The 23901-nt window shown below is 69.6% G+C and carries 25 protein-coding genes and 1 tRNA gene; 21 read left to right on the top strand and 5 right to left on the bottom strand.

All coding sequences use genetic code 11. The features are described from left to right. Positions 1–25: 25 nt before the first annotated feature. The 11 genes from slmA (at position 26) to tatC (ending at position 5889) form a co-directional block, all read left to right on the top strand. Positions 26–688, top strand: coding sequence for a nucleoid occlusion factor SlmA (slmA, locus tag CKO43_RS07120; RefSeq protein ID WP_200230638.1), 663 nt, complete (start codon positions 26–28; stop codon positions 686–688). Between the two features lie 9 nt (positions 689–697). Further along, positions 698–1354 (top strand): ligase-associated DNA damage response endonuclease PdeM, encoded by a 657-nt coding sequence (gene pdeM, locus CKO43_RS07115; protein WP_200378259.1) that lies wholly within the window; start codon positions 698–700, stop codon positions 1352–1354. A 5-nt stretch (positions 1355–1359) separates the two neighbouring features. Then, entirely contained in the window at positions 1360–2229 is an 870-nt protein-coding gene (locus tag CKO43_RS07110; RefSeq protein ID WP_242478044.1) for an ATP-binding protein, read from the top strand. An 85-nt stretch (positions 2230–2314) separates the two neighbouring features. Further along, entirely contained in the window at positions 2315–2725 is a 411-nt protein-coding gene (locus CKO43_RS07105) for an NUDIX domain-containing protein (RefSeq protein ID WP_200378261.1), read from the top strand. A 9-nt stretch (positions 2726–2734) separates the two neighbouring features. Further along, positions 2735–3124, top strand: a complete 390-nt coding sequence (hisI, locus tag CKO43_RS07100; protein WP_200378258.1) for a phosphoribosyl-AMP cyclohydrolase — start codon at positions 2735–2737, stop codon at positions 3122–3124. Then, entirely contained in the window at positions 3121–3495 is a 375-nt protein-coding gene (locus tag CKO43_RS07095; protein WP_200378257.1) for a phosphoribosyl-ATP diphosphatase, read from the top strand. The genes hisI and CKO43_RS07095 overlap by 4 nt, the downstream gene beginning before the upstream one ends. Positions 3496–3497: 2 nt before the next feature. After that, positions 3498–3875, top strand: a complete 378-nt coding sequence (locus tag CKO43_RS07090; protein ID WP_200230648.1) for a DUF4870 family protein — start codon at positions 3498–3500, stop codon at positions 3873–3875. Further along, complete coding sequence (locus CKO43_RS07085; RefSeq protein ID WP_200230649.1) at positions 3872–4219, top strand: histidine triad nucleotide-binding protein; 348 nt, start codon at positions 3872–3874, stop codon at positions 4217–4219. Before CKO43_RS07090 ends, CKO43_RS07085 begins: the two co-directional genes overlap by 4 nt. A gap of 66 nt (positions 4220–4285) precedes the next feature. After that, positions 4286–4522: a Sec-independent protein translocase subunit TatA gene (gene tatA, locus CKO43_RS07080; RefSeq protein WP_200230650.1), complete on the top strand. Its 237-nt coding sequence runs from the start codon at positions 4286–4288 to the stop codon at positions 4520–4522. 4 nt (positions 4523–4526) lie between these two features. Beyond that, on the top strand, positions 4527–5021 hold the full coding sequence (tatB, locus tag CKO43_RS07075) for a Sec-independent protein translocase protein TatB (protein WP_200378256.1): 495 nt from the start codon (positions 4527–4529) through the stop codon (positions 5019–5021). A 67-nt stretch (positions 5022–5088) separates the two neighbouring features. Then, a complete protein-coding gene (gene tatC / locus CKO43_RS07070) occupies positions 5089–5889 on the top strand; it encodes a twin-arginine translocase subunit TatC (protein WP_200230652.1) in 801 nt (266 codons plus the stop codon). Positions 5890–5904: 15 nt separating this feature from the next. Here tatC and CKO43_RS07065 read toward each other — a convergent pair whose 3' ends face one another. Beyond that, positions 5905–7065 carry a S1C family serine protease gene (locus tag CKO43_RS07065; RefSeq protein WP_200230699.1) on the bottom strand — a complete coding sequence of 387 codons (1161 nt, stop codon included), beginning with the start codon at positions 7063–7065 and terminating at the stop codon, positions 5905–5907. A gap of 29 nt (positions 7066–7094) precedes the next feature. Between CKO43_RS07065 and CKO43_RS07060 the strand changes: the two genes are divergently transcribed. Further along, positions 7095–7844: a Nif3-like dinuclear metal center hexameric protein gene (locus CKO43_RS07060; RefSeq protein ID WP_200230655.1), complete on the top strand. Its 750-nt coding sequence runs from the start codon at positions 7095–7097 to the stop codon at positions 7842–7844. Continuing rightward, positions 7841–8830: a 4-hydroxythreonine-4-phosphate dehydrogenase PdxA gene (gene pdxA / locus CKO43_RS07055; protein ID WP_200230657.1), complete on the top strand. Its 990-nt coding sequence runs from the start codon at positions 7841–7843 to the stop codon at positions 8828–8830. Before CKO43_RS07060 ends, pdxA begins: the two co-directional genes overlap by 4 nt. Before the next feature lie 80 nt (positions 8831–8910). On the opposite strand, the gene CKO43_RS07050 is transcribed toward pdxA, so the two are convergent. Then, on the bottom strand, positions 8911–11235 hold the full coding sequence (locus tag CKO43_RS07050; RefSeq protein ID WP_200378255.1) for a DUF1631 family protein: 2325 nt from the start codon (positions 11233–11235) through the stop codon (positions 8911–8913). A gap of 49 nt (positions 11236–11284) precedes the next feature. Then, entirely contained in the window at positions 11285–11707 is a 423-nt protein-coding gene (mscL, locus tag CKO43_RS07045) for a large conductance mechanosensitive channel protein MscL (RefSeq protein ID WP_200230661.1), read from the bottom strand. A 194-nt stretch (positions 11708–11901) separates the two neighbouring features. Between mscL and petA the strand changes: the two genes are divergently transcribed. From petA to CKO43_RS07010, 7 genes are all read left to right on the top strand, one after another. After that, the gene (petA, locus tag CKO43_RS07040; protein ID WP_200230663.1) at positions 11902–12498 is read left to right on the top strand and encodes a ubiquinol-cytochrome c reductase iron-sulfur subunit; all 597 of its coding nucleotides are present in this window, start codon (positions 11902–11904) and stop codon (positions 12496–12498) included. A 32-nt stretch (positions 12499–12530) separates the two neighbouring features. Further along, positions 12531–13931 (top strand): cytochrome b, encoded by a 1401-nt coding sequence (locus tag CKO43_RS07035; RefSeq protein WP_200230665.1) that lies wholly within the window; start codon positions 12531–12533, stop codon positions 13929–13931. 25 nt (positions 13932–13956) lie between these two features. Beyond that, positions 13957–14727, top strand: coding sequence for a cytochrome c1 (locus CKO43_RS07030; RefSeq protein WP_200378254.1), 771 nt, complete (start codon positions 13957–13959; stop codon positions 14725–14727). Positions 14728–14852: 125 nt separating this feature from the next. After that, on the top strand, positions 14853–15464 hold the full coding sequence (locus CKO43_RS07025; RefSeq protein ID WP_200230670.1) for a glutathione S-transferase N-terminal domain-containing protein: 612 nt from the start codon (positions 14853–14855) through the stop codon (positions 15462–15464). 106 nt (positions 15465–15570) lie between these two features. After that, positions 15571–16098, top strand: coding sequence for a ClpXP protease specificity-enhancing factor (locus CKO43_RS07020; RefSeq protein WP_200230672.1), 528 nt, complete (start codon positions 15571–15573; stop codon positions 16096–16098). Positions 16099–16123: 25 nt separating this feature from the next. Beyond that, positions 16124–16199, top strand: a tRNA-Thr gene (locus CKO43_RS07015). Positions 16200–16420: 221 nt separating this feature from the next. Next, positions 16421–17824, top strand: a complete 1404-nt coding sequence (locus tag CKO43_RS07010) for a radical SAM protein (RefSeq protein WP_200230674.1) — start codon at positions 16421–16423, stop codon at positions 17822–17824. A 6-nt stretch (positions 17825–17830) separates the two neighbouring features. On the opposite strand, the gene CKO43_RS07005 is transcribed toward CKO43_RS07010, so the two are convergent. Beyond that, positions 17831–18160 (bottom strand): hypothetical protein, encoded by a 330-nt coding sequence (locus CKO43_RS07005; protein ID WP_200230676.1) that lies wholly within the window; start codon positions 18158–18160, stop codon positions 17831–17833. 240 nt (positions 18161–18400) lie between these two features. Between CKO43_RS07005 and secA the strand changes: the two genes are divergently transcribed. Further along, entirely contained in the window at positions 18401–21145 is a 2745-nt protein-coding gene (gene secA, locus CKO43_RS07000) for a preprotein translocase subunit SecA (protein WP_200230678.1), read from the top strand. A 123-nt stretch (positions 21146–21268) separates the two neighbouring features. On the opposite strand, the gene CKO43_RS26210 is transcribed toward secA, so the two are convergent. After that, positions 21269–23866: a S8 family serine peptidase gene (locus CKO43_RS26210; protein ID WP_200378253.1), complete on the bottom strand. Its 2598-nt coding sequence runs from the start codon at positions 23864–23866 to the stop codon at positions 21269–21271. Between the last annotated feature and the right edge of the window lie 35 nt (positions 23867–23901).

Raw genomic sequence — 23901 nt, 5'->3', positions numbered from 1 at the left:
CGACATCCCCCGCCCGCCAGCCCCGATGGAAGACCCGTCCGTCCACGCCGATCCGGTGGCCCCGGTGGCGGTTTCCGAGCCGGCGGCCGCCACCGCCACGCCGGCGCGCAAGCGCCCGCGCCCGGGCGAGCGCCGCGTGCAGATCCTGCAGACGCTGGCGCAGATGCTCGAGCAGCCCGGCGCCGAGCGCATCACGACCGCGGCGCTGGCCGCCCGGCTCGACGTCAGCGAGGCGGCGCTGTATCGCCACTTCGCGAGCAAGGCGCAGATGTTCGAGGGCCTGATCGAGTTCATCGAGTCCAGCGTCTTTACGCTCGTCAACCAGATCGTCGAGCGCGAGACCTCCGGCGCGCTGCAGGCGCAGCGCATCGTCGCGGTGCTGCTGCAGTTCGGCGAGAAGAACCCGGGCATGACGCGGGTGATGGTCGGCGACGCGCTGGTCTTCGAGCACGAACGCCTGGTCGCGCGCATGAACCAGTTCTTCGACCGGCTCGAGTCGCAGCTGCGCCAGAGCCTGCGCGCGGCCGCCGACGAACGCGGCTCGAGCACGCCCACCGTCGACGCCAACGTGCTCGCTTCGGCGCTGGTGGCGCTGGCCGTCGGCCGGCTGCACCGCTACGCGCGCTCGGGCTTCCGCCGTTCGCCGACCGAGATGCTCGAGCCGGCGCTGCAGCGCCTCGCCTGCTGAGCCTGCGCGGTGGTCCAGATCGAGCTTGCCGGGCAGGCGCTGTTGCTGCTGCCCGAACGTGCCGCCTACCTGCCGGCCGAACGCGCGCTGCTGGTCGCCGATGCCCATCTCGGCAAGGCCCAGTCCTTCCGCAGCCTGGGTGTGCCGGTGCCGGCGGGCACGACGAGCGCGACGCTGGAGGCGCTGGACGCGGCGATCGCACGCACCGGCGCCGAACGCGTGATCTTCGTCGGCGACCTGATCCACTCCTCGCGTTCGCGCACGCCAGGCACGGCGCAGGCGGTGGCGCGCTGGCGTGCGCGCCATCCGGGGCTGCAGCTGACGCTGGTGCGCGGCAACCATGACCGCCATGCCGGCGACCCGCCGCCCGACTGGGGCATCGATTGCATCGACGGCCCGCTGCGCCTGGGCGCGCTGGCGATCGCGCACGAGCCCCGGCCGCTGGACGGCGCCTACGTCATCGCCGGCCACCTGCACCCGGCGGCGGTGCTCTCCGGCCCGGCGCACGACCGGCTGCGGCTGCCGTGTTTCCACTTCGGGCCCGCGGTCGGCGTGCTGCCGGCGTTCGGCGCCTTCACCGGCTGCGCCACCGTGGAACGCCGCCCGGGCGACCGCATTTGGGTCGTGCTCGACGACACGGTGCGGCCCCTACACTCGGACGCATGATCCCGATGTCTTCCGTCGAGGCGCTGCTCGCGCGCGCCGAATCGCTGCTCGCGCGGCTGGAGGCGGTGCTGCCGCATCCGCCCACCGCGCCCGACTGGGGCGCCTCGGTCGCCTTCCGCTACCGCCGCCGCGGCCAGGGCGGGGTGCTGGAGCCGGTGCGCCATGTCGCGACCATCCGGCTGTCCGACCTGCAGGAGATCGACCCCCAGAAAGAACGCCTGCTGCGCAACACCGAGCAGTTCGTCGCCGGCCGCGGTGCCAACAACGTGCTGCTGACCGGCGCCCGCGGCACCGGCAAAAGTTCGCTGATCAAGGCCTGCCTGAACCAGTTCGCGCCGCAGGGCCTGCGCCTGATCGAGGTCGACAAGGCCGATCTCGTCGACCTACCCGACATCGTCGACCTGGTCGGCGCGCGGCCCGAGCGTTTCGTCGTCTTCTGCGACGACCTCAGCTTCGACGAAGGCGAGCCCGGCTACAAGGCGCTGAAAAGCATGCTCGACGGCTCGGTCTCGCAGGCCAGCGACAACGTGCTGATCTACGCCACCAGCAACCGCCGCCACCTGCTGCCCGAGTACATGCGCGAGAACCTCAGCTACACCCACACCGACGACGGCGAGGTGCACCCGGGCGAGGTTGTCGAGGAGAAGATTTCGCTGTCCGAGCGTTTCGGGCTGTGGATCAGCTTCTACCCTTTCACCCAGGGCGAGTACCTGGCGATCGTGGCGCAGTGGCTGCGTGCCTTCGGTGTCGACGAGCCGGCGATCGCCGCGGCGCGCCAGGAGTCGCTGGTCTGGGCGCTGGAGCGTGGCTCGCGGTCGGGCCGCGTCGCGCAGCAGTTCGCACGCGACTACGCCGGGAGGCATGCCGGTGACTGACGCTGCTGAGCGCACGGCGGTGGACGTCGTGCACCCGGAACCGCGCCGTTCGGTGGACGTCGTGCAACCGGAACCGCGCCGTCCTGTGGACGTCGCGGTGGGCGTGCTGATCGCCGCCGACGGCCGCTTCCTGCTGACCTCGCGCCCCGAGGGCAAGGTCTACGCCGGCTACTGGGAGTTCCCCGGCGGCAAGCTCGAGGCCGGCGAGACCGTCGAAGAAGCGCTGCGGCGCGAACTGCAAGAGGAACTCGGCATCACGATCGGCCCGGCCGAGCCCTGGAAGGTCGAGCTGATGGACTACCCGCACGCGCGTGTGCGGCTGCACTTCTGCAAGGTCTACGACTGGGCGGGCGAGTTCGAGATGCGCGAGCACCAGCAGATGGCCTGGCAGACGCTGCCGGTGGAGGTGGTGCCGGTGCTGCCGGGCACGGTGCCGGTGCTGGCCTGGTTCGCCGAGGAACGGGCTTTCACCGGCGCGACGCACACGCCTGCGTAAACTGCCCCCATGGACTGGCTAGACAGCGTGAAGTGGGACGGCGACGGCCTGGTGCCTGTGATCGCCCAGGAGGCGGCGAGCGGCGACGTGCTGATGTTCGCCTGGATGAACCGCGAGGCCCTGGCCGAGACCGTGCGCCGCGGCCAGGCGGTCTACTGGAGCCGCTCGCGCGGCCGCCTCTGGCACAAAGGCGAAGAATCGGGCCATGTGCAGCAGGTGCACGAGCTGCGCCTGGACTGCGACGCCGACGTGATCCTGATGAAAGTCACGCAACTGGGCCATGCGCCGGGCATCGCCTGCCACACCGGTCGGCACAGCTGCTTCTTCCGGCGTTACGAGGACGGGGCCTGGCGCACGGTCGATCCGGTGCTGAAAGACCCCGAGAGCATCTACAAATGAACGAACCCGTTTCCGCGCCGGCCACCGGCGACGACACGCTGGCGCGCCTGGCCGACGTCGTCGACTCGCGCCACGGCGGCGACCCCGACAAGAGCTACGTCGCGCGCCTGTTCCACAAAGGCACCGACGCGATCCTGAAGAAGGTCGGCGAAGAAGCCACCGAGGTCGTGATGGCGGCCAAGGACGGCGTGCCCGAGCGCATCGTCGGCGAAGTCGCCGACCTCTGGTTCCACAGCCTGGTGGCGCTGTCGCACTTCGGCCTGCGCCCCGAGCAGGTGCTGGCGGAACTGCGGCGGCGCGAAGGACTCTCCGGTCTGGAGGAGTTCGCGCTGCGCAAGCTCGTGCGGCGCGAAGCGTCCGAAGGAGGATGACGATGGACGAAGTCGTGGCCAATGCCGAGCGCGAGGCCTCGCTGAAGACGCTGGGGCACGTGAGCTACCTGCTGCACGCGATCGTCGCGGTCAGCGCGTTGCTGCCCGGCGCCCAGGCCAGCATCGGGCTGCTGCTGATCGCCTTCATCATCGACGTGGTCAAACGCGGCGACGCGGTGGGGTCGTGGCAGGAGTCGCACTTCCGCTGGCGCATCCGCAGCGTGATCTTCGCCGGCCTGGCCTACCTGCTGACGATCCCGCTGTGGCTGCTGTTCCTGGTGCCGGGCTGGATCGCCTGGACGCTGATCTCGATCTGGTTCCTCTACCGCATCGTGCGCGGCTGGAGCGCCCTCAATTCCAACCGGGCCTTGCCGGCATGAAACACGATCCGAACTGCATCTTCTGCAAGATCATCGCCGGCCAGATCCCGGCGAAGAAGGCCTACGAGGACGACGAACTCGTCGTCTTCCACGACATCAACCCCTGGGCGCCGGTGCACGTGCTGGTGATCCCGAAGGAGCATGTCGCGACGCTGGCCGACACCGGCCCCGAACACCAGGCGCTGCTGGGCCGCATGCTGGCGCTGGCGCCCAAGCTGATGCGCGACCTGGGCGTGACCAACGGCTTCCGGGTCGTCGTCAACAACGGGCCCGACGGCGGGCAGGAGGTCTATCACCTGCACATGCACGTCTTCGGCGGTCCCCGACCCTGGGCCAGGGGCTGAGCCTGAGCTTTCCGGGCGCATCAGGCGCCCGCCATAGAATTCCCGATTCTCCAAGGAGTAAAGATCATGGGTTCCTTCAGCATCTGGCACTGGCTCATCGTGCTGCTGGTCGTGGTGTTGATCTTCGGCACGAAGAAGCTGAAGAACATCGGCGCCGACCTCGGTGGCGCCGTCAAGGGCTTCAAGGACGGCGTCAAGGGCGCCAACGAAGCCGAAGACACGCCGCCGGTGCCGCCGCAACAGGTGACGGCGCAGCGCAACGACGCCACCACCGTCGACGTCGACGCCAAGACCAAGCACTGAGTCCGTGCTCGACTTCGGTTTCGACAAGATCGCGCTGATCGGCGCGGTCGCGCTGATCGTCATCGGGCCCGAGAAGCTGCCCAAGGTGGCGCGCACGCTGGGCCACCTGTTCGGCAAGGCGCAGCGCTACGTCGCCGACGTCAAGGCCGAAGTCAACCGCTCGATCGAGCTCGACGAGCTCAAGAAGATGAAGACCCAGTTCGAGGACGCGGCGCGCGACGCCGGCCAGGCGGTGCAGCGCGAGGTGCACGCCACCAGCAGCGCGCTCGAGTCCGAGTGGCGCGGCAGCGCTGACGCCTGGTCGGGCGGCGCCGCCGCCGCGGGCGAGGCATTGCCGACCCCGACGCCCGAATACCGCCACCCGAAGAAGAACTGGCGCCTGAAGCGTGGCGCGACACCGGCCTGGTACAAGCAGCGCCACGGCGTGCGCACGCGTGCGCAATCGGGCGCGGCGCGCGTCGCACGCTTCCGTCCGCCCGGCAGCGGGCCGCGGCGATGAGCGCTCAGGACTTGTCCGGGGCTCATTCCCGCCTGGCGGGACCGGCCGCAGGCCAAAGGGTGCCCCAATGAGCGCTCAGGACCCGAAGGACGACGAACTCGCCGGCACCGAAGCCCCGTTCGTCTCCCATCTCGTCGAGCTGCGCGACCGCCTGATCCGGGCCTTCGTCGCGATCGGCATCGCGTTCGCGGTGCTGATGTTCTGGCCCGGCCCGTCGGCGATGTACGACCTGCTGGCCGCGCCGCTGGTGGCGCACCTGCCCAAGGGCGCGACGCTGATCGCGACCAACGTCATCTCGCCTATCCTGGTGCCGCTGAAGATCACGCTGATGGCGGCGCTGATGGTGGCGCTGCCCGTCGTGCTCTACCAGGTCTGGGCCTTCGTCGCGCCGGGGCTGTATTCGCACGAGAAGAAGCTGGTGCTGCCGCTGGTCGTCAGCAGCACCTTGCTGTTCGTCGTCGGCGTCGCGTTCTGCTACTTCCTCGTGATCCCGGGGATGTCCAAGTTCATCCAGGCCTTCGCCCCGGCGACCATCACCGCGGCGCCTGACATCGAGGAGTACTTCGGCTTCGTGCTGACGCTGTTCCTCGTCTTCGGCGTCGCCTTCGAGGTGCCGGTGGCCGTGGTGGTGCTGGCGCGCATCGGCATCGTCTCGATCGCGCAGCTGCGCAAGGCGCGCGGTTATTTCGTCGTCGGCGCCTTCATCGTTGCCGCCGTCGTGACGCCGCCGGACGTGATCTCGCAGCTCGCGCTGGCGATCCCGATGATCGTGCTCTACGAGCTGGGCATCATCGCCGCGCAGGTGTTCATCAAGCACACCCAGGCGCCCGAAGACGCCGAGGCCGCGGACGGCAAGAAGACCGGCTGAAGACGCGCCCGGCGCTCAGCGCGGCGTGCGCCGCAGCGCCGCCGGGCGTTCGCCTATCGTCAGCTTGACGTCCAGCGTGCGTTCGCCACGCTGCACGCCGATCACGGCCTCGGAGCGCGGCTTCAGCGCGGCGACGGCCGACATCAGCTCGGTGGTGTTGCCGACCGCCTCGCCGCCGATGCGCACGACGACGTCGCCGGGCTTGAGCCCGCCGCGGCTGGCCGGGCCGTCCTGCAGCACGCCTGTGATCAGCACGCCGCTGGACAGCGGCAGGCCGATGCTCTGCGCGATCTCGGGCGTCAGGTCGCGCGGCTCGACGCCGATCCAGCCGCGTGTGACGCGGCCCTCGCGCACGATCGACTCCATCACCTGGCGCGCGATGTCCACGGGAATGGCGAAGCCGATGCCCAGGCTGCCGCCGCTGCGCGAGAAGATCGCGGTGTTGATGCCGACCAGGTTGCCGGCGCTGTCGACGAGCGCGCCGCCCGAGTTGCCGGGGTTGATCGCGGCGTCGGTCTGGATGAAGTTCTCGAAGGTCGACAGCCCGAGCTGGTTACGGCCGAGCGCACTGACGATGCCGGCGGTCACGGTCTGGCCGACGTTGAACGGGTTGCCGATCGCGAGCACGACGTCGCCGACCTGCAGCGAGGGCGCGTCGCCGAAGGCGACGATCGGCAGCCGGTCGAGGTCGACCTTGAGCACCGCGAGATCGGTCTCGGGGTCGGCGCCGATCACGCGTGCACGCGCCTGACGGCCGTCGGCGAGCTGGACCTCGATCTCGTCGGCGCCCTCGATGACGTGGTTGTTCGTCAGCAGGTAGCCCTCGGGCGAGACGATCACGCCCGAGCCCAGCCCCGTCTGCGCCTGCTGGCGCGCGCCGTCCTCGCCGAAGAAGAAGCGCAGCCGCGGGTCGTCGGCATGCGGGTTGCGCCGCGCCATCTTGGTGGCGACGATGCTGACGACGGCCGGCGTCGCGCGCCGCGCCGCGGCGCTGTAGCCGGTGGCATGAACCGCGGCGGCACCCGAGGCCGCGGGTGCCGCCGCCTGCAGGATGGTCGGGCCCGGCAGCCCGGTGCCGGGGCGCGGCATCCACTCGGGCTTGAGCGTGACGACGACGAACAGGACGCCCAGCGCGACGGTGACCGCCTGCGAGAATACGAGCCAGGTTCTGCGCAAGGACATGGACTGGAAGGAGTGCGGCGCCTATGGCCGAGCTGAGAGAGATCGACGCCTTTCTGAAGCGGCTGCTGAAGCCCGAGGCGTTCCGGGATTATGGGCCGAACGGTCTGCAGGTCGAGGGTCGCGCCCAGGTGCGGCGCGTCGTCTCCGGCGTGACCGCCAGCCTGGCCTTGATCGACGCGGCAGTCGCCGACGGCGCCGACCTGCTGTTCGTGCACCACGGCCTGTTCTGGCGCAACCAGGACGGGCGCCTGACCGGCTGGCTGGGCGAGCGCGTGCGCCGGCTGATGAGGCATGACCTGAACCTCGTCGCCTACCACCTGCCGCTGGACGCGCACCCCGAGCTCGGCAACAACGCCCAGCTCGCGCTTCGCCTGGGGCTGGCCGCCGACGCACGTTTCGGCGAGCAGGACATCGGCTTCATCGGCGCCGCCGCCGGCATCGCCGACGCCGCGGCGCTTGCTGCACGAGTCGAACTGGCGCTGGGGCGCCGGCCGCTCGTGCTGCCGGGCGACGGCCGGCCGCTGGCGCGCATAGCCTGGTGCACCGGCGGTGGCCAGGGCTACTTCGAGGCCGCGATCGCCGCCGGCGCCGACGCCTTCCTGACGGGCGAAGTCTCGGAGGCGCAGGCGCACGTCGCCCGCGAGACCGGCGTCGCCTTCCTCGCCTGCGGCCACCACGCCACCGAACGTTACGGCGCGCCGGCCGCCGCCGCCGCGCTGGCGGCGCAGTTCGGGCTGGAGCACCGCTTCATCGAGATCGACAACCCGGTATGAAGCTGCCGCTGCTCGTGACGATGGGCGACCCGGCCGGCGTCGGCCCGGAGATCGTCGCCGCGGCGTTCCGGCGCGGCCAGGCCGAAGCCTGCATCGCCGTCGCCGACCCGGCGGTGCTGCGCCGCGCCGGCGCCGGCATGCTGGCGGTGATCGAGGGTCCGGCCGACCTGGCGGCGGTGCCGCCGGGCTGCCTGCCGGTGATCGTGCCGCCGGGCCTGCCGCCGGGCCTGGCCGAGCTGCCCTGGGGCCGCGTCGACGCGCGTGCCGGTGCAGCCGCCGCCGCCTGCATCGAGCACGCGGTGCGCGTGCTGCGCGCCGGCGAGGCCGCCGCCATCGTCACCGCGCCGATCCACAAGGAAGCGCTGGCGGCCGCGGGCGTGCCTTTCCCGGGCCACACCGAGATGCTGCAGGCGCTGGCGGCCGACGCCGGCGAGCCGCCGCCGGTCCGCATGATGCTGGCCAACGAGGAGCTGCGTGTCGTGCTGGTGACGATCCACGTCGCGCTGCGCGAGGCGATCGAACTCGTCAGCTTCGAGCGCGTGCTGGCGACGCTGCGCATCGCCCACGCCGCCGCGGCCGCCTGGGGCCAGGCGCGGCCGCGCATCGCGGTCGCGGGGCTGAACCCGCACGCCGGCGAAGGCGGGCTCTTCGGCCGCGAGGAGATCGAGATCATCGCCCCGGCCATCGAGGCGGCGCGTGCCGAGGGCCTGGACGTCGCCGGCCCGTTCCCGCCCGACACCGTCTTCATGCGCGCACGCCGCGGCGCCTTCGACATCGTCGTCGCGATGACGCACGACCACGGCCTGATCCCGGTGAAGTACCTGGGCGTCGAGCAGGGCGTCAACGTGACGCTGGGCCTGCCGTTCGTTCGCACCAGCCCCGACCACGGCACCGCGTTCGACATCGCCGGGCAGGGCGTCGCCGATCCGTCCAGTCTGGTGGCGGCGATCCGCTGGGCGCGCGCCGCGGTCGCGGCACGGGGCTGAGGCCGGACGTGCGAGGCCGGAAGGCCTTGCGCGCCGGACTCAGGCCTGCGCGCGACTTCACGCGCGATGGCTGAGCCCGATCAGGCGTTCGCGCCGCCGCGCACCGACGCCAGCTGGCGCCGCGCGCGTGCCGTGGCGCGTTCCAGCAGCCAGGCGTTCTCGAAGGCGCGCAGGCGCCCGGCCTCGCACAGCCGAACCAGCATGCGCTGGGTCAGCGAGATCGTCTCCTTGTGGCGCGCGCCGTGGTGGAAGACGAAGAAGCTGCGCCCGGGGCTGACGTGCACCAGCCGCACCTTCTGCCAGGCGTCGCCGATGTGCATGCGGTAGGCGAAACCGACCTGCACGTGCTCGGCCAGGCCCCGGCCTTCGCTCGGCTCGACCGGCTCGGCTGGCGCGGGCAGACCGCCGATCGTGGTGTCGGCCGCGGCCAGCGGCGTGTCTTCGCCGACGACGATGTCGATCTGGCCGTTCCAGTCGACCTGGGTCTCGTCGACCAGGCCGATGCGGGTGGCCTCCTCGGCGCTGAACTGCGGCTCGGCGATGACTTCGTCGAGCACCGGCAGGTTGGCCGGCGCGGCGCGCAGCTCGTCGCGCGTGGGCAGCGGCCGCTGCAGCGCGCCGTCGACCTCGCGTGCGAGCAGGTTGAAGTCCAGCGGGCGCAGCGGCTGCGCCTTCAGCGACTCGGCGTGCGCCGGCAGCAGCTGGCCGAAGAACTCGCGCCGCGAGGCTTCGGGCCAGCGGATCAGGTCCAGCCCTGCGCCCAGGTCCTTCATCAGCCGCGGCAGCTCGGCGAGAAAGCTCTTGCGCTGCGCCGACGAGGTCTTGGCCTGCACGCTCATGAAGAGCTCGCGCCCGACCTGGCGCAGCTGGCGCACCGACTCGGCGTCGGCCCCGTCGCGTTCGCTGGCGGCGACGACGACCTGGCTCCAGATCTGGCTGATGAAGTCGCGCAGGAACTGCGGCGCCGCCAGGTCCTTCAGCTCGCCCTGCAGCTGCTGGGCATAGAGCTGGCGCAGCCGCAGCTCGTCTTCCTTGGCCGCCAGCAGCTCGGCGGCGTCGCCGTTGGCGCGCACCTCGGCACGGCCCTGCTCGGCGACGAAGGCCTCGAGCGCAGCGAGCTTGCTTTGGTAGATCTCGAGCTGGTCGAAGTCGCCCTGCACGACCTCGTCGACGAGTTCGCGCACCTTGGCGAGCAAACGCTGCGCGCCGTCCTCGCCGATGTCCTCGAACGCGGTGCCCAGCGACGCGATGCGGTTGACGAAGCGGCGCACCGGATGGCGCCGCGACGAGAAAAAGCTGGGGTCGCCGAGCGCGGCGCGCAGCACCGGCAGCTGCAGTCGGCCGATCTGGCGCGCGACCTGCGGCGGCACTTTCGGGTCCGACAGGATCTGGTCGAACAGGCTGCCGATGACGTCGATCACCATCAGGTCCAGCGACCCGGCGGCGGCCTGGCGCAGCTCGTCGCGGTGGGCGTGGATCAGGTTGGGCAGCGCGCTGGCGGGGCCGGCGTCGGCGGTTTCCCCGGCCATCGCCGACCCTTCGGCGTAGGCGATGCGCCGCATCAACGCCATCATCGCCGGGTCGACCTCGCCCAGCGGCGTGCCGCGGCCGGTGCCGGAACGCGTGGCAGGGCCGAAGCTGCTGCTGCCGCCGCGGCGGCTGCCCCAGCGGCTGTCGGGCTCCGGGCTCCAGCCGGACCGTTCGGCCTCGGCGCCGCGTTCGGAAGTGGCGAAGCCCGGGCCCGTCGCGCCGCTGCGCGACTCGGCATGGCGCACCGTCAGTCCGGCCGGCTGCGCGCCTGCGCGGCGCAGGTCGGCGACGATGTCGGTATAGGTCGTGCGCAGCACGGTGGCGAATGTGCGCGCGAGCTCGCGGCCGAGCGCGGCGCGCACCTCGGCGCGCTCGGAGACGGTCTCGATCGCCTGGAACATCGCCAGGCCGACGAGCTCGGGGCGCAGCGGGTTGCGTTCGTGTTCGCCGCGGGTGTTGCCCAGCAGCGCGCCGACATAGGCGCCGAGTTCGCGCAGCTCCCATTCGCAGGCGTGCGCGGTCTCCATGCCGAAACGTTCGGCAGCGACCTCGATCTCGACTTCGCGGTCCTCGACCAGGCGCAGCGATTCCCAGCCCGGGCTCTGTGTCGAGTCTTCGGAAGAACGCGGCGCGACCTCGCGCAGCATGCGCCGCTCGTAGGCTTCGTTGAACGCGAGCGCGAACACCGCGGACTTGCGGTTGAGCTCGAACTGCGCGCCGAGCAGGCCGTCGCGCTGGAAGGCGTTGTTCGAGGCCAGCGCGGCAAGGCCCAGGCTCTCGATCGTGCGTTCGGTGGCCTGGCGCGCCGCCAGCTTGACGTGCTGGACGGCGCCTTCGAGTGCGGCAGGCAGGCGGTGTACGGGTGAGGGGCTCATGCGGGCGTCGACACCTAGTATGCGGCAACTGCCGCCGCCCCCCTCGTGTTTACTTGCGCGCGAGCGCGTCGCGGATCTCGCGCAGCAGCAGCACGTCCTCGGGCGTCGGTGCCGGTGCCGCGGGCGGCGGCGGCGGGGCGTTGCGCTTGAGCCGGTTGATCTGCTTGACCATCAGGAAGATGATGAAGGCGAGGATGACGAAGTTCACCGACACGGTGATGAAGCTGCCGTACGCGAACACGGCGCCGGCCTTCTTCGCTTCGGCCAGCGTCGTTGCCGTCTGCCCGGCCAGCGGGATGAAGTAGTTGCTGAAGTCCAGCCCGCCGAAGATCCTGCCGACGAGCGGCATGATGACGTCGCCGACCAGCGACTCGACGATCTTGCCGAAGGCGCCGCCGATGATCACGCCGACCGCCAGGTCGACGACGTTGCCCTTGGTCGCGAACTCCTTGAATTCCGTCACGAAGCTCATGCGAGCCCCCTCCTGCTGGTCGTTGCGATGGTGGTCCTGCACACGGCGGGCGAGGCCCGCACGGTGCTGCGGCGACGGTAGGCCGCGGTCATGAAAGCGTCAACCACGCCGGTAGGCGGCGGATGCCCCTTTGGCGTCGGCTAGAATCACGGGTTGACCCGAATCCACCCTCCCGAGCAAACCCGAGGACATCCATGAGTGACGCAGCCGTCGACCAAGGACGACGCACCTGGATCGCCATCACCTGCGGCGCCGGTGCCGTCGGTGGCGCGGCGGTCGCCGTTCCGTTCGTGAGCACCTTCTCGCCTTCCGAACGGGCCCGCGCCGCTGGCGCGCCGGTGGAAGTCGACATCAGCAAGCTCGCCCCGGGCGAGCGCATGACCGTCGAGTGGCGTGGCAAGCCGGTGTGGGTTCTGCGCCGCACGCCGGAGCAGGTCGAGGAGCTGAAGAAGCTCGACGGTCAGCTCGCTGACCCGAATTCCGAACGCACCGCCTACCCGATCCCGGCATACGCCAAGAACACCGGGCGCTCGATCAAGCCCGAGTACCTGGTCGTGATCGGCATCTGCACGCACCTGGGCTGCTCGCCCGGCGGCGTCGCCAAGAACGCCGGCAACCCGAGCGTGCCCTCCGACTGGCCGGGCGGCTTCCTGTGCCCCTGCCACGGCTCGACCTTCGACCTGGCCGGCCGCGTGTTCAAGAACAAGCCCGCGCCGGACAACCTCGAGGTGCCGCCGCACATGTACTTGTCCGACGCCGTTCTGCTGATCGGCGAAGACAAGAAGGCCTGACGCCGCAACCTACGTAGTCCGAGGTCAATTCGATGGCTGAATTCAAGCAAGCGCGACCGGGTGCGCCGGTGGCCGAGCAGTTCATGACATGGGTGGACAACCGGTTTCCGGCCACCAAGCTCTTCAAGGAGCACATGTCGGAGTACTACGCGCCGAAGAACTTCAACGTCTGGTACTTCTTCGGTGTGCTGTCGATGCTGGTCCTCGTGATCCAGATCGTCACCGGCATCTTCCTCGTGATGCACTACAAGCCCGACGCCGCGCTCGCGTTCGCGTCGGTCGAGTACATCATGCGCGACGTGCCCTGGGGCTGGCTGGTGCGCTACATGCACTCCACCGGCGCTTCGGCGTTCTTCATCGTGGTCTACCTGCACATGTTCCGCGGGATGATCTACGGCAGCTACCGCAAGCCGCGTGAGCTGGTGTGGCTCTTCGGCTGCGCGATCTTCCTGGCGCTGATGGCCGAAGCCTTCATGGGCTACCTGCTGCCGTGGGGCCAGATGAGCTACTGGGGCGCACAGGTCATCATCAACCTGTTCTCGGCGATCCCCTTCGTCGGCAACGACCTGTCGCTGCTGATCCGCGGCGACTTCGTCGTCGGCGACGCGACGCTCAACCGCTTCTTCAGCTTCCACGTCATCGCGGTGCCGCTGGTGCTGCTGGGCCTGGTGGTCGCGCACATCATCGCGCTGCACGAAGTGGGTTCGAACAACCCCGACGGCGTCGAAATCAAGGCGCTGAAGGACGACAAGGGCATCCCGCTGGACGGCATCCCGTTCCACCCGTACTACACGGTGCACGACATCTTCGGCGTGGGGGTGTTCCTGTTCATCTACAGCGCGGTGCTGTTCTTCGCGCCCGAAGGCGGCGGCTACCTGCTGGAGTTCAACAACTTCATCCCGGCCGACCCGCTGAAGACGCCGCTGCACATCGCGCCGGTCTGGTACTTCACGCCGTTCTATTCGATGCTGCGTGCGGTCACCACCGACATGGTCACGGTGTTCGTCGTCATCGTCGCGCTGGCCGGCATCCTGGGCTTCGCCAAGGGCGGCTTCAAGGGCCCGTGGAAGTTCGTTCCGCTGGTTGCGGCGGTCGTGGTGGCCGTGCTGCTCAAGGTCTTCGACGCCAAGTTCTGGGGCGTCGTGGTGATGGGCGTCGCGGTGCTGATCCTCTTCGTGCTGCCCTGGCTCGACCGCAGCCCGGTGAAGTCGCTGCGCTACCGTCCGACCTGGCACAAGGCGATCTACGGCGTGTTCGTCGTCAACTTCGTCGTGCTCGGCTACTACGGCATCCAGCCGCCGTCGACTCTCGGCTCGGTCATCTCGCAGGTCGGCACGCTGCTCTATTTCGGCTTCTTCCTGCTGATGCCGTGGTGGAGCCGCATCGGCGAGTTCAAGCCGGTGCCCGACCGTGTCACCTTCCGCGCCCACTGAAGCCGCAGGCGGAGCCAAAGACACCATGAAGAAACTGATCCTCTCCCTGCTCGCCGGCTTGGCGTTCCTCGGTGCGGCGCATGCTTCGAGCGAAGGTCCGGCCTGGGACAAGTTCCCGACGGCACGGTTGAACGACACCGCCGCGCTGCAGCGTGGCGCCAAGACCTTCGTCAACTACTGCCTGAACTGCCACTCCGCTTCGTACATGCGGTTCAACCGCCTGCGCGACATCGGTCTGACCGAACAGCAGATCCGCGACAACCTGATCCTCAACGGCGCCAAGGTCGGCGACCTGATGGTCAGCGCGATCGACGCGCGCGACGCCAAGGAATGGTTCGGCGCCGCGCCGCCGGATCTGACGCTGGTGGCGCGCTCGCGTGCCGATGCCACCAAGGGCAGCGGCTCCGACTATCTGTACACCTACCTGCGCGGCTACTACCGCGACGAGAGCAAGGCCACGGGCTGGAACAACATCGCGTTCCCGAACGTCGGCATGCCTCACGTCCTGTGGGAACTGCAAGGTGTGCAGCGTGCGGTGTTCGAGGAGCACAAGGACGCGCAGGATCCCGCCCGGGTGATGCACGTCTTCAAGGGCTTCGAGCTCGAATCCAAGGGCACGATGTCCAAGGACGAGTTCGACGGCACGGTCGCCGACCTCGTCGCCTACCTCACCTGGATGTCCGAGCCGGTGCGCTCCACCCGCACCCAACTGGGCATCGGCGTGCTGATCTTCCTCGCGATCTTCTCCGTGATCGCCTGGCGCTTGAACGCCGTGTACTGGAAGGACATCAAGTAGACGTCCGTCCTGCCCGGCGGTGGGCCGGGCCTCGACAGCGCAGTGGCAGCCTGCTGGCGACCACTGCGTTTGCTTCTTTTGACGCGGGGCCCGTCCGAGGCCCCCACTGCTGAGGGCCCCACGCCATGATGGTGCTTTACTCCGGAACGACCTGCCCCTATTCGCACCGCTGCCGCTTCGTGCTGTTCGAGAAGGGCATGGACTTCGAGATCCGCGACGTCGACCTCTTCGCCAAGCCCGAAGACATCGCGATGATGAACCCGTACAACGAGGTGCCCATCCTCGTCGAACGCGACCTCATCCTGTACGAGTCGCACATCATCAACGAGTACATCGACGAGCGCTTCCCGCATCCGCAGCTGATGCCCGGCGACCCGGTGGCCCGTGCGCGCGTGCGTCTGTTCCTCTTCAACTTCGAGAAGGAACTGTTCTCCCACGTCAACCTGCTCGAAGGCCGCGGCGTCAAGGCGACCGACAAGCAACTGGAGAAGGCACGTTCGCAGATCCGCGACCGCCTGACGCAGCTGGCGCCGATCTTCCTGAAGAACAAGTACATGCTCGGCGACGACTTCTCGATGCTCGACGTCGCGATCGCGCCGCTGCTGTGGCGCCTGGACTACTACGGCATCGACCTGTCGAAGAACGCCGTGCCGCTGCTGAAGTACGCCGAACGCATCTTCTCGCGCCCTGCCTACATCGAAGCGCTGACGCCTTCCGAGAAGGTGATGAGGAAGTGAAGCCCCCCCGTAGCGGCTTCGCCGCTCCCGCCCGAGGGGGGCGCCGCCAGCGGACCGGCGAAGCCGGATCCGCGGCGGCCGCTTGACTGGCTCTGCCGGAGCCTTCATGAGTTCGACCAGCGACAACCAGGGATCTTCGACCCGCCCGTACCTGCTGCGGGCGCTGCACGACTGGTGCACCGACAACGGCTTCACGCCCTACCTGGCGGTCTACGTCGACGCCAGCGTGCAGGTGCCGATGGAGTACGTGAAGAACCACGAGATCGTGCTCAACGTCGGCTTCGAGGCGACCTCGGGGCTGAAGCTGGGCAACGAATTCGTCGAGTTCAAGGCGCGTTTCGGCGGCGTGCCGCGCGAAATCGTCGTGCCGATCGACCACGTCGTCGCGATCTACGCGCGCGAGAACGGCCAGGGCATGGCCTTCCCGGCACCCGCCGGCGACGCCACGGCACCCGCCGCCGGCCCGGCTGCGGAGACGGCGCGTGCGCCGACGCCGCTGCGCTCCGGGCTGCGTCTGGCGTCCGAGGCCTCCGAGCCGCCGACGCCCACCGATGCCCCCGCGGCACCGGCGCCGGACGAACCGCCCGAGCCCTCGGGCCCGGGCAGCCGCCCCTCGCTCAAGCGGATCAAGTAGCCGCTTCTACAATCGCGGCGCTGCCGCCGGCTTAGCTCAGTTGGTAGAGCACCCGCCTTGTAAGCGGAAGGTCGTCAGTTCGACTCTGACAGCCGGCACCATGGACTGCGCAGCGTGCGTAGAGGGCGCGGCCCCGAGCCTTGCGCCGCCCGGATCGAACCGCTGATCCATCGGGATGGCGCCGGCATTGGGGGCGCAGCCGGTCGTGGCGAGCAGCCGGGTGTTTCGGGGCGTTATCGGCGCTTCGCCGCAGGCATGCCGCGGCGACAGTTGCAAGACCTGCCACCTGCGCCGGGCCTTGCGGCCGGCCTTCGTCATGAACATGACCGTCTCCGTGCCCGTCGAGCACGCCGCTCCCGCGGCCGACCTGTCGGTCGATCCCCTGGGCGAACTCGAGTCCGCGCTCGCGCGCACGTCGACGTCCGAGTCGCTGGCGCCGGACGTGCTGGCGCGGTTCCACCGCCTTTGCGGCGAGATGCGGCTGGCCGAGCAGATCGAACTCGACGAGGGCCTGCTGCGGCACGACGCGGCGCACCAGCCGGTGGCGGCGGCGCTGGTGATCGTCGAACTCGTCATGGCGATGGCGAACTTCGCACTCGCCGCCGATCTGGCGGAAACGCTGTTCAAGCGCCTTCCGATGGACCATCGCGTACAGGACACGCTGACGCGGGCGCGCTACTACCAGCAGACGGGGCGGGTGCACGAGCGCCCGGGCCGCGAACTCGAAGGCCTGGTGTGCCCGATGCTGTGGAACACCGTGCACCTTCTGCCTTCGGGGCACGTGCACCAATGCTGCAGCGTCTGGTTGCGACGCCCTGTCGGCAACGTCTTCAAGGCCTCGCTGCAGGAGATCTGGGACTCGCGCGAGGTGCGTCAGGTGCGCGAGTTCGCGCTGCAGGGCGACTACCGCTACTGCGGCAAGGTCTCGTGCCCGCAGATCCAGCGTGCGCTGTTCGACGACAACGAGGTGAACAAGGCGTTCTGGCTGCACGAGGCGCCGCCGCAGCCCGAGGCGCCCAAACGCTTCAACCTGTCCTACGACCTCAGCTGCAACCTGTCCTGCCCCTCGTGCCGCAGCCGCCCCATCGTCGCCAAGGGGCCGGACCTGGAGCGCATCGAGACCGTCACCAACAGCGTGCTGGAGATGCTCAAGCAGGGCGAGCGCGTCGAGGTCACCGGCTCGGGTGATCCATTCGCGAGCAAGTCGTTCCGCCGCCTGCTTACCAGCCTCAACCGCGACGAGTTCCCGCGGCTGCGCATCACGCTGATGACCAACGGCCAGCTGATGCAGCGCCGCGAGTGGGCGCGCTTCGAGCACCTGCACGGCATGATCGATGCCGTCAACGTCTCGGTGGACGCCGCTGAACCCGCGACCTACCGCCAGCTGCGCCGCGGTGGCGAACTCGCCGATCTGCTGCCCAACCTCGAGTTCATCGGCGAGCTGCGCGCCAGCGGCGCCATCTCGCAGTTCCGCATGTGTTTCGTCGTCCAGCAGTTGAACTACCGCGAGATGCCGGACTTCGTCGCGCTGGCCAGCCGCGTCGGCGCGGACCAGGTGCACTTCCAGATGCTGCACGACTGGGGCTCCATGCCGGCGCCGGAACTGGCGAGCATGCGCGTGCACCTGAGCGACCATCCCGAGTTCGACGCCTTCGTCGCCGTGCTGCGCGGCCTGCCTCAGTCGGCGCGGCCGCAGATCATCTCGGACTTCTCCAGCCTGCTCTGATGCGCATCAGCGCGGCGTAGGCGACTCCGGCGGCAGCACGCGCACGCGGATCGGCACCGGCGCCCAGCCGGCGTTCTTCAGCACCGTGTCTAGCCGCGGCAGCAGCTGGCGCAGCTTGGCCGCCGCGGCGCCGTGCGACGCGAGCAGCGTCCAGCCTTCTTCGTCCAGCGGCCCCGGGCGCACGGCCGTGCGCAGGCCGCCGGCCAGCAGCGGGACGATCGCGTCGTAGCGCGAACGCGACTCGCGTGCGCGCTGCAGCAGCCCGGCCAGCGGCGCATGCGCGCCCAGCGCTTCGGACATCGTCAGCGTGCCGGCCAGAGGGGAGCGGGGAGCCATGCGCCGAGTCTAGCCCCATGTCCGCCGCGCGGCGGGGCCGGTCACCGATGCGCCAGGGAGCGGGTGCTAAACTCATCGGCTTCGTGCCCGTGCGCCCGCGCGACGCCCGAGCGAGCCCGAGCGAATCGCCAGCGATCCCTCGCCGCCGTTCGGCGGCGACGGTCGAGCCGCCGGGTCCGCATCCAAGGCCCCGCCGGCACCAGCGCCGGCACCGCATCACACCCCTCGAGCGCGGACTCCATGTTTCCCAAGATCCTGACCCAGATTTTCGGCAGCCGCAACGAACGCCTGCTGAAAGGCTACCGGCGCACGGTGGAGAAGATCAACGCGCTGGAGCCGCAGTTCCAGCAGCTCGACGACGCCGCGCTGCGCGCCAAGACCGACGAGTTCCGCCAGCGCATCGCCCAAGGCACGACGCTGGACGACCTGCTGCCCGAGGCCTTCGCCGTCGTGCGCGAGGCCAGCAAGCGGGTGCTGAAGATGCGCCACTTCGACGTCCAGCTGATCGGCGGCATGGTGCTGCACGAAGGCAAGATCGCAGAAATGCGCACCGGCGAAGGCAAGACGCTGGTGGCGACGCTGCCGGTGTACCTGAACGCGCTCGCCGGCCAGGGCGTGCACGTGGTCACCGTCAACGACTACCTGGCACGCCGCGACGCCGAGTGGATGGGCCGGCTCTACAACTTCCTCGGCCTGACGGTGGGCGTCAACGTGCCCGGCCTGCAGCGCGAGGAGAAGCAGGCCGCGTTCGCCGCCGACGTCACCTACGGCACGAACAACGAGTTCGGCTTCGACTACCTGCGCGACAACATGGTCTACGACGTGCGCGAGCGTGTCGCGCGCGGCCTGAACTACGCCATCGTCGACGAGGTCGACTCGATCCTGATCGACGAGGCGCGCACGCCGCTGATCATCAGCGGCCAGGCCGAGGACCACACCGAGCTCTACGTCAGCGTGAACGCGGTGGTGCCCAAGCTGAAGAAGCAGATCGGCGAAGCCGACCCGCGCACCGGCGAAGGCGTCATCGAGCCGGGCGACTTCACCGTCGACGAGAAGTCGCACCAGGTCTTCCTGACCGAGGCCGGCCACGAGAAGGCCGAGCAGATCCTCGGCGAGGCCGGCCTGCTGGCGTCGGGCGCGAGCCTGTACGACCCCGCCAACATCGCGCTGATGCACCACGTGTACGCGGCGCTGCGCGCGCACCAGCTCTACAACCGCGACCAGCACTACGTCGTGCAGAACGGCGAGGTCGTCATCGTCGACGAGTTCACCGGCCGCCTGATGACGGGCCGGCGCTGGAGCGACGGGCTGCACCAGGCCGTGGAGGCCAAGGAAGGGGTGCAGATCCAGAGCGAGAACCAGACGATGGCCTCGGTCACGTTCCAGAACTACTTCCGCATGTACGGCAAGCTCGCCGGCATGACGGGCACGGCCGACACCGAGGCCTACGAGTTCCAGGAGATTTACGGCCTGGAGACCGTCGTCATCCCGCCGAACAAGCCGACGATCCGCCAGGACGACAACGACCTGATCTACAAGACGGCCAAGGAAAAGTACGACGCCGTCATCGCCGACATCCGCGACTGCTACGAACGCGGCCAACCGGTGCTCGTCGGCACGACCTCGATCGAGAACTCGGAGCTGATCTCCGAGCTGCTGAAGAAGGCCGAGCTGCCGCACCAGGTGCTCAACGCCAAGCAGCACGCCAAGGAAGCCGAGATCGTCGCCCAGGCCGGCCGGCCGAAGATGGTGACGATCGCCACCAACATGGCCGGCCGCGGCACCGACATCGTGCTCGGCGGCAACGTCGAGAAGCAGATCCAGTTCCTCGAGGCCGACCCGGCGCTGTCCGAGGAAGACAAGAAGGCGCGCGCCCAGCAGCTGATCGACGAGTGGCAAGGCCTGCACGAGAAGGTCAAGTCGCTCGGCGGCCTGCGCATCGTCGCCACCGAACGCCACGAGAGCCGGCGCATCGACAACCAGTTGCGCGGCCGCTCCGGCCGCCAGGGCGACCCGGGTTCCAGCCGCTTCTACCTCAGCCTGGACGACCAGCTGATGCGCATCTTCGCCGGCGACCGGGTGCGCTCGATCATGGACCGGCTGAAGATGCCCGAGGGCGAGGCGATCGAAGCCGGCATCGTCAACCGCTCGATCGAGAGCGCGCAGCGCAAGGTCGAGGCGCGCAACTTCGACGTGCGCAAGCAGCTGCTCGAGTACGACGACGTCTCCAACGACCAGCGCAAGGTCATCTACCAGCAGCGCAACGAGATCCTCGAGTCGCTCTCGCTCGACGAGCAGATCGCCAACCTGCGCCGCAGCACGATGACCGAGGTCGTGCGCACCTACGTGCCGGCCGAGAGCCTGGAAGAGCAGTGGGACCTGGGCGCGCTCGAGCGCGTGCTGCGCGACGAATGGCAGCTCGAGCTGCCGCTCAAGACCACCGTCGAAGCTGCCGAGAGCATCACCGACGACGAGATCGTCACCAAGGTCTGCGCCGCCGCCGACGCGCTGTTCCAGGGCAAGGTCGACTCCGTCGGTGCCGACCAGTTCACGCCCTTCATGCGCATGGTGCTGCTGCAGGCGATGGACTCGCACTGGCGCGAGCACCTGGCCGCACTCGACTACCTGCGCCAGGGCATCCACCTGCGCGGCTACGCCCAGAAGAACCCGAAGCAGGAATACAAGCGCGAGGCTTTCGAGCTGTTCAGCCAGTTGCTCGACGTCGTGAAGATGGAAGTCACGCGCGTGCTGATGACGGTGCGCATCCAGTCGCGCGACCAGGCCAGCGAAGCCGCCGAGGCGATCGAGCAGCAGGCCAGCCAGGTCACGAACGTCACCTACACCCACCCGAACGAGGACGGCAGCGTCGCGCAGGAGACCGATGCCGCGACCGCCGTCGACGAGGTGCCGCGTGTCGGCCGCAACGACCCCTGCCCCTGCGGCAGCGGCAAGAAGTACAAGAACTGCCACGGCCGGCTGGCCTGACGCGGCTTGGTCCGATGACGACGGGGCCCCGCGGGGCCCCGTTTCTTTTGCCGCAGCCGGCCGGCGCCGGTGGCGATGAAAAAGGGGCCCCGCAGGGCCCCTTCGTGTCGTGCGCTGCGCCGTTCAGGGCCGCGCGATCGTGATCACCGGCGAGGTCCAGGTTTCCCAGTCGCTGGCCACGCTCTCGTCGCCCAGCGCCTTCAGCACCGACATCTTGACGACGTAGCGGCCGTTGGGAACGGTCTTCCACGCCTTCGGGTTCTCGCCCTTGCCGCGGAAGGTCGTGCCGTCCCAGGTGTAGGCGAAGAAGCCGGTCGGCGTCGAGCTGCGCGTCACGTACTCCTCCATGCTGACGCGGTTCCACGACTTGCCGGTGTCGGCGTCGTAGGCCTCGAGCAGCACCTTGCGCGACAGGTGGTCGTAGTGCACGAGGAAGTACGGGATGTTCCCGTCGGCCATCGTGTAGGTCGCCCCGGACGGCTGGTTGGTGTAGCTGCCGCCGGCCAGCGTCGCCAGCCACGGGAAGCCGTTGGCCGTCGGCGTCAGCACCACGGTCGACTGGTAGTCGCCCTTGAAGCCGGCGTAAGGCACACGCAGCGGGGCGGTGCCGTTGGTCGGCGTCAGCACGACGTAGCCGCCGTACAGGCTGCGCTCGGGCAGCGACGCGTTGGCGGTGATCGTCGCCGTGAACTTGGCCGTGCGGCGCGCCGGCACCGTCAGCGTCGTCTGGCTGAAGGCCACCGTCGCGGGTGCGTCGTACACGCCGCTGATGTTGTACGAGCTGCCGCTGGTCGTGTTCGGGCCGGCGGCCACCGACGCGACGTGGCTGATCGTGTAGGTCACCGGCGCGCCCGAGCGGTTGCTGACGCTCAGCGTCTTCAGCGAGCTGCCGGCGGCGCTTTCGCCCAGCGCCAGCTGGCTCGGCGAGACGGTCGCGGTGTTCTGGACCACGCCGACGATGTCGAGCATGCCCGAGCCCTGGCGGAACGCGAAGTCGAGCAGGCCCAGGCTGGCGTTGCCCGACCAGTTCTTCGGATCGGCCGTGTTGTAGATGCGCTCGGCCACCTGGCCGGGCTTGAGCTTCGGGTTGGATTCGAGGATCAGCGCGACGCCGCCGGCGACGTGCGGCGCGGCCATCGAGGTGCCCGACAGCGTCGCGGTGCCGCCGAGCTCGAGCGGGTAGCTCGACAGGATGGCGCCGCCGGGGGCGCCGACGTTGGGCTTGAAGCCGAGTTCGGCGTCCAGGCCGAAGGAGCTGAAGCCCGAGATCAGGCCGCCGGTGCCGTAGGGGTAGCTGACGTAGCTGCCCGACCAGTTCAGCGTCGTCGTGCCCGCGGCGATGAGGGCGTCGAGCTTGGCGCCCTGTTCCTGGGTGATCGCGACCACCGGCACCGTCACGGCCGGCGTGCCGGCCACCGTCGGCGCCAGCGCACCGGCGGCGTTGTTGTAGAGCACGACCGCGGCCGCGCCGGCGTTCTGGGCGTTGCTCGCCTTGATGTAGAACGAGCAGGTACCCCGGCGGATCAGCACGGCCTTGCCTGTCAGGCTGCCAGCGGGCAGCGCCGCGCAGGCGTCGTCGACGGTGCTGGTCGTGCCGTTCTTGGTGATTTGCAGCGAGCCGCTGGTCGGCGCCACCGGGGCCCCGGTGGCGGTGTTGTAGCCGTAGGGCGTGCCGGCAACCGTGAAGGACAGCTGCGCGTTGTCGTACGAGGCGACGCTGATCGCCTTGTCGGCGGCACCGGGCGCGCCGGTCGCGAACAGCCCGTCCGGCGAGGAGCCGCCGGGGCCGTTGTTGCCCGCCGAGGCGACGACGACGACGCCCTTGGCGACCAGCTTGTCGGAGGCTTTGGCGGTCGGGTACTCGGGCCACTGGCGCGCGGCGCCCAGGCTCATGTTGATGACCTGCATGCCGTCCTCGTAGGCGCGTTCCAGCGCCTCGAGGATGATGTCCGACGAGGTCGTGCCGGTGCAGCCGAAGACGCGGTAGGCGCCGAAGGAGACCTTGGGCGCGACGCCGAGCACGCCACCGCCGTTGCCGCCGACGATGCCGGAGACGTGCGTACCGTGGCCGGCGCAGTCGTCCGGCACGTCGTCGGGCACGGGCGTCAGCGCGGCGCCGGAGCCGCTGCTGTCGTAAGCGTCGCCGACGAAGTCGTAGCCGGTGACGACACGTGCGGTCGGGAACGGCGTGGTGCCGTTGCTGCCGCTGCCGCCGAAGGCCGGGTGGTCGATGTCGATGCCGGTGTCGATGATGCCGACCTTGACGCCGGCCCCGCTCAGGCCGAGCTGCTGCTGGGCGACGGCGGCGCCGGTCATGTTGATCGCGGCGGCCAGGTCGGGCGCGGTCTTGATGGGATCCGGCGCCGGGACGTTCAGCACCGGGTAGATCGCCTTCACGCCGGGCAGGGCAGCGAGCTTGGCGCGGTCGGCCGCGGCGACCGAGACGACGAAGCCGTTGAACAGCTTGTCGAACGAGCGGCGCTCGGTCACGCGCAGCTTGGCGCCCTTGATCGCCGTGCGCAGCGCCGATTTCTCGGTGCGCACCGAGGCCAGCGTGTTGCCGTCGGCGACGGCGTTGCCGTTCAGTTCGACGAACCAGAGGGTGCCGGCTTCGGCCGCCGACGCGGGAACCGACTGCGACGCGGCCTGAGCCGACGCGCCGAACAGCGCGACTGCCGCCGCAACGGCGGTCAGCATCGGCACGAGGTGGTGCTTTCTCATGAGGTCATTCACTCCTGCGTGGGCGCCGTCGTACG

It is taken from the genome of Rubrivivax gelatinosus (genome assembly GCF_016583785.1).
GTDB lineage: Bacteria > Pseudomonadota > Gammaproteobacteria > Burkholderiales > Burkholderiaceae_C > Rubrivivax > Rubrivivax gelatinosus_B.
This window is presented reverse-complemented; position numbering and strand designations above follow the sequence as displayed.

Excerpts from the sequence above, each read along its gene's own strand:
- CKO43_RS07030 (WP_200378254.1), top strand. The coding sequence starts at position 13,957 with ATGAAGAAACTGATCCTCTCCCTGCTCGCCGGCTTGGCGTTCCTCGGT.
- CKO43_RS07085 (WP_200230649.1), top strand. The coding sequence starts at position 3,872 with ATGAAACACGATCCGAACTGCATCTTCTGCAAGATCATCGCCGGCCAG.
- tatC (WP_200230652.1), top strand. The coding sequence starts at position 5,089 with ATGAGCGCTCAGGACCCGAAGGACGACGAACTCGCCGGCACCGAAGCC.
- CKO43_RS07005 (WP_200230676.1), bottom strand. The coding sequence starts at position 18,160 with ATGGCTCCCCGCTCCCCTCTGGCCGGCACGCTGACGATGTCCGAAGCG.
- slmA (WP_200230638.1), top strand. The coding sequence starts at position 26 with ATGGAAGACCCGTCCGTCCACGCCGATCCGGTGGCCCCGGTGGCGGTT.
- tatA (WP_200230650.1), top strand. The coding sequence starts at position 4,286 with ATGGGTTCCTTCAGCATCTGGCACTGGCTCATCGTGCTGCTGGTCGTG.
- CKO43_RS07060 (WP_200230655.1), top strand. The coding sequence starts at position 7,095 with ATGGCCGAGCTGAGAGAGATCGACGCCTTTCTGAAGCGGCTGCTGAAG.
- CKO43_RS07035 (WP_200230665.1), top strand. The coding sequence starts at position 12,531 with ATGGCTGAATTCAAGCAAGCGCGACCGGGTGCGCCGGTGGCCGAGCAG.
- hisI (WP_200378258.1), top strand. The coding sequence starts at position 2,735 with ATGGACTGGCTAGACAGCGTGAAGTGGGACGGCGACGGCCTGGTGCCT.
- CKO43_RS07095 (WP_200378257.1), top strand. The coding sequence starts at position 3,121 with ATGAACGAACCCGTTTCCGCGCCGGCCACCGGCGACGACACGCTGGCG.
- CKO43_RS07025 (WP_200230670.1), top strand. The coding sequence starts at position 14,853 with ATGATGGTGCTTTACTCCGGAACGACCTGCCCCTATTCGCACCGCTGC.
- CKO43_RS26210 (WP_200378253.1), bottom strand. The coding sequence starts at position 23,866 with ATGAGAAAGCACCACCTCGTGCCGATGCTGACCGCCGTTGCGGCGGCA.
- CKO43_RS07090 (WP_200230648.1), top strand. The coding sequence starts at position 3,498 with ATGGACGAAGTCGTGGCCAATGCCGAGCGCGAGGCCTCGCTGAAGACG.
- mscL (WP_200230661.1), bottom strand. The coding sequence starts at position 11,707 with ATGAGCTTCGTGACGGAATTCAAGGAGTTCGCGACCAAGGGCAACGTC.
- petA (WP_200230663.1), top strand. The coding sequence starts at position 11,902 with ATGAGTGACGCAGCCGTCGACCAAGGACGACGCACCTGGATCGCCATC.
- pdxA (WP_200230657.1), top strand. The coding sequence starts at position 7,841 with ATGAAGCTGCCGCTGCTCGTGACGATGGGCGACCCGGCCGGCGTCGGC.
- CKO43_RS07050 (WP_200378255.1), bottom strand. The coding sequence starts at position 11,235 with ATGAGCCCCTCACCCGTACACCGCCTGCCTGCCGCACTCGAAGGCGCC.
- CKO43_RS07020 (WP_200230672.1), top strand. The coding sequence starts at position 15,571 with ATGAGTTCGACCAGCGACAACCAGGGATCTTCGACCCGCCCGTACCTG.
- CKO43_RS07010 (WP_200230674.1), top strand. The coding sequence starts at position 16,421 with ATGACCGTCTCCGTGCCCGTCGAGCACGCCGCTCCCGCGGCCGACCTG.
- secA (WP_200230678.1), top strand. The coding sequence starts at position 18,401 with ATGTTTCCCAAGATCCTGACCCAGATTTTCGGCAGCCGCAACGAACGC.
- CKO43_RS07110 (WP_242478044.1), top strand. The coding sequence starts at position 1,360 with ATGTCTTCCGTCGAGGCGCTGCTCGCGCGCGCCGAATCGCTGCTCGCG.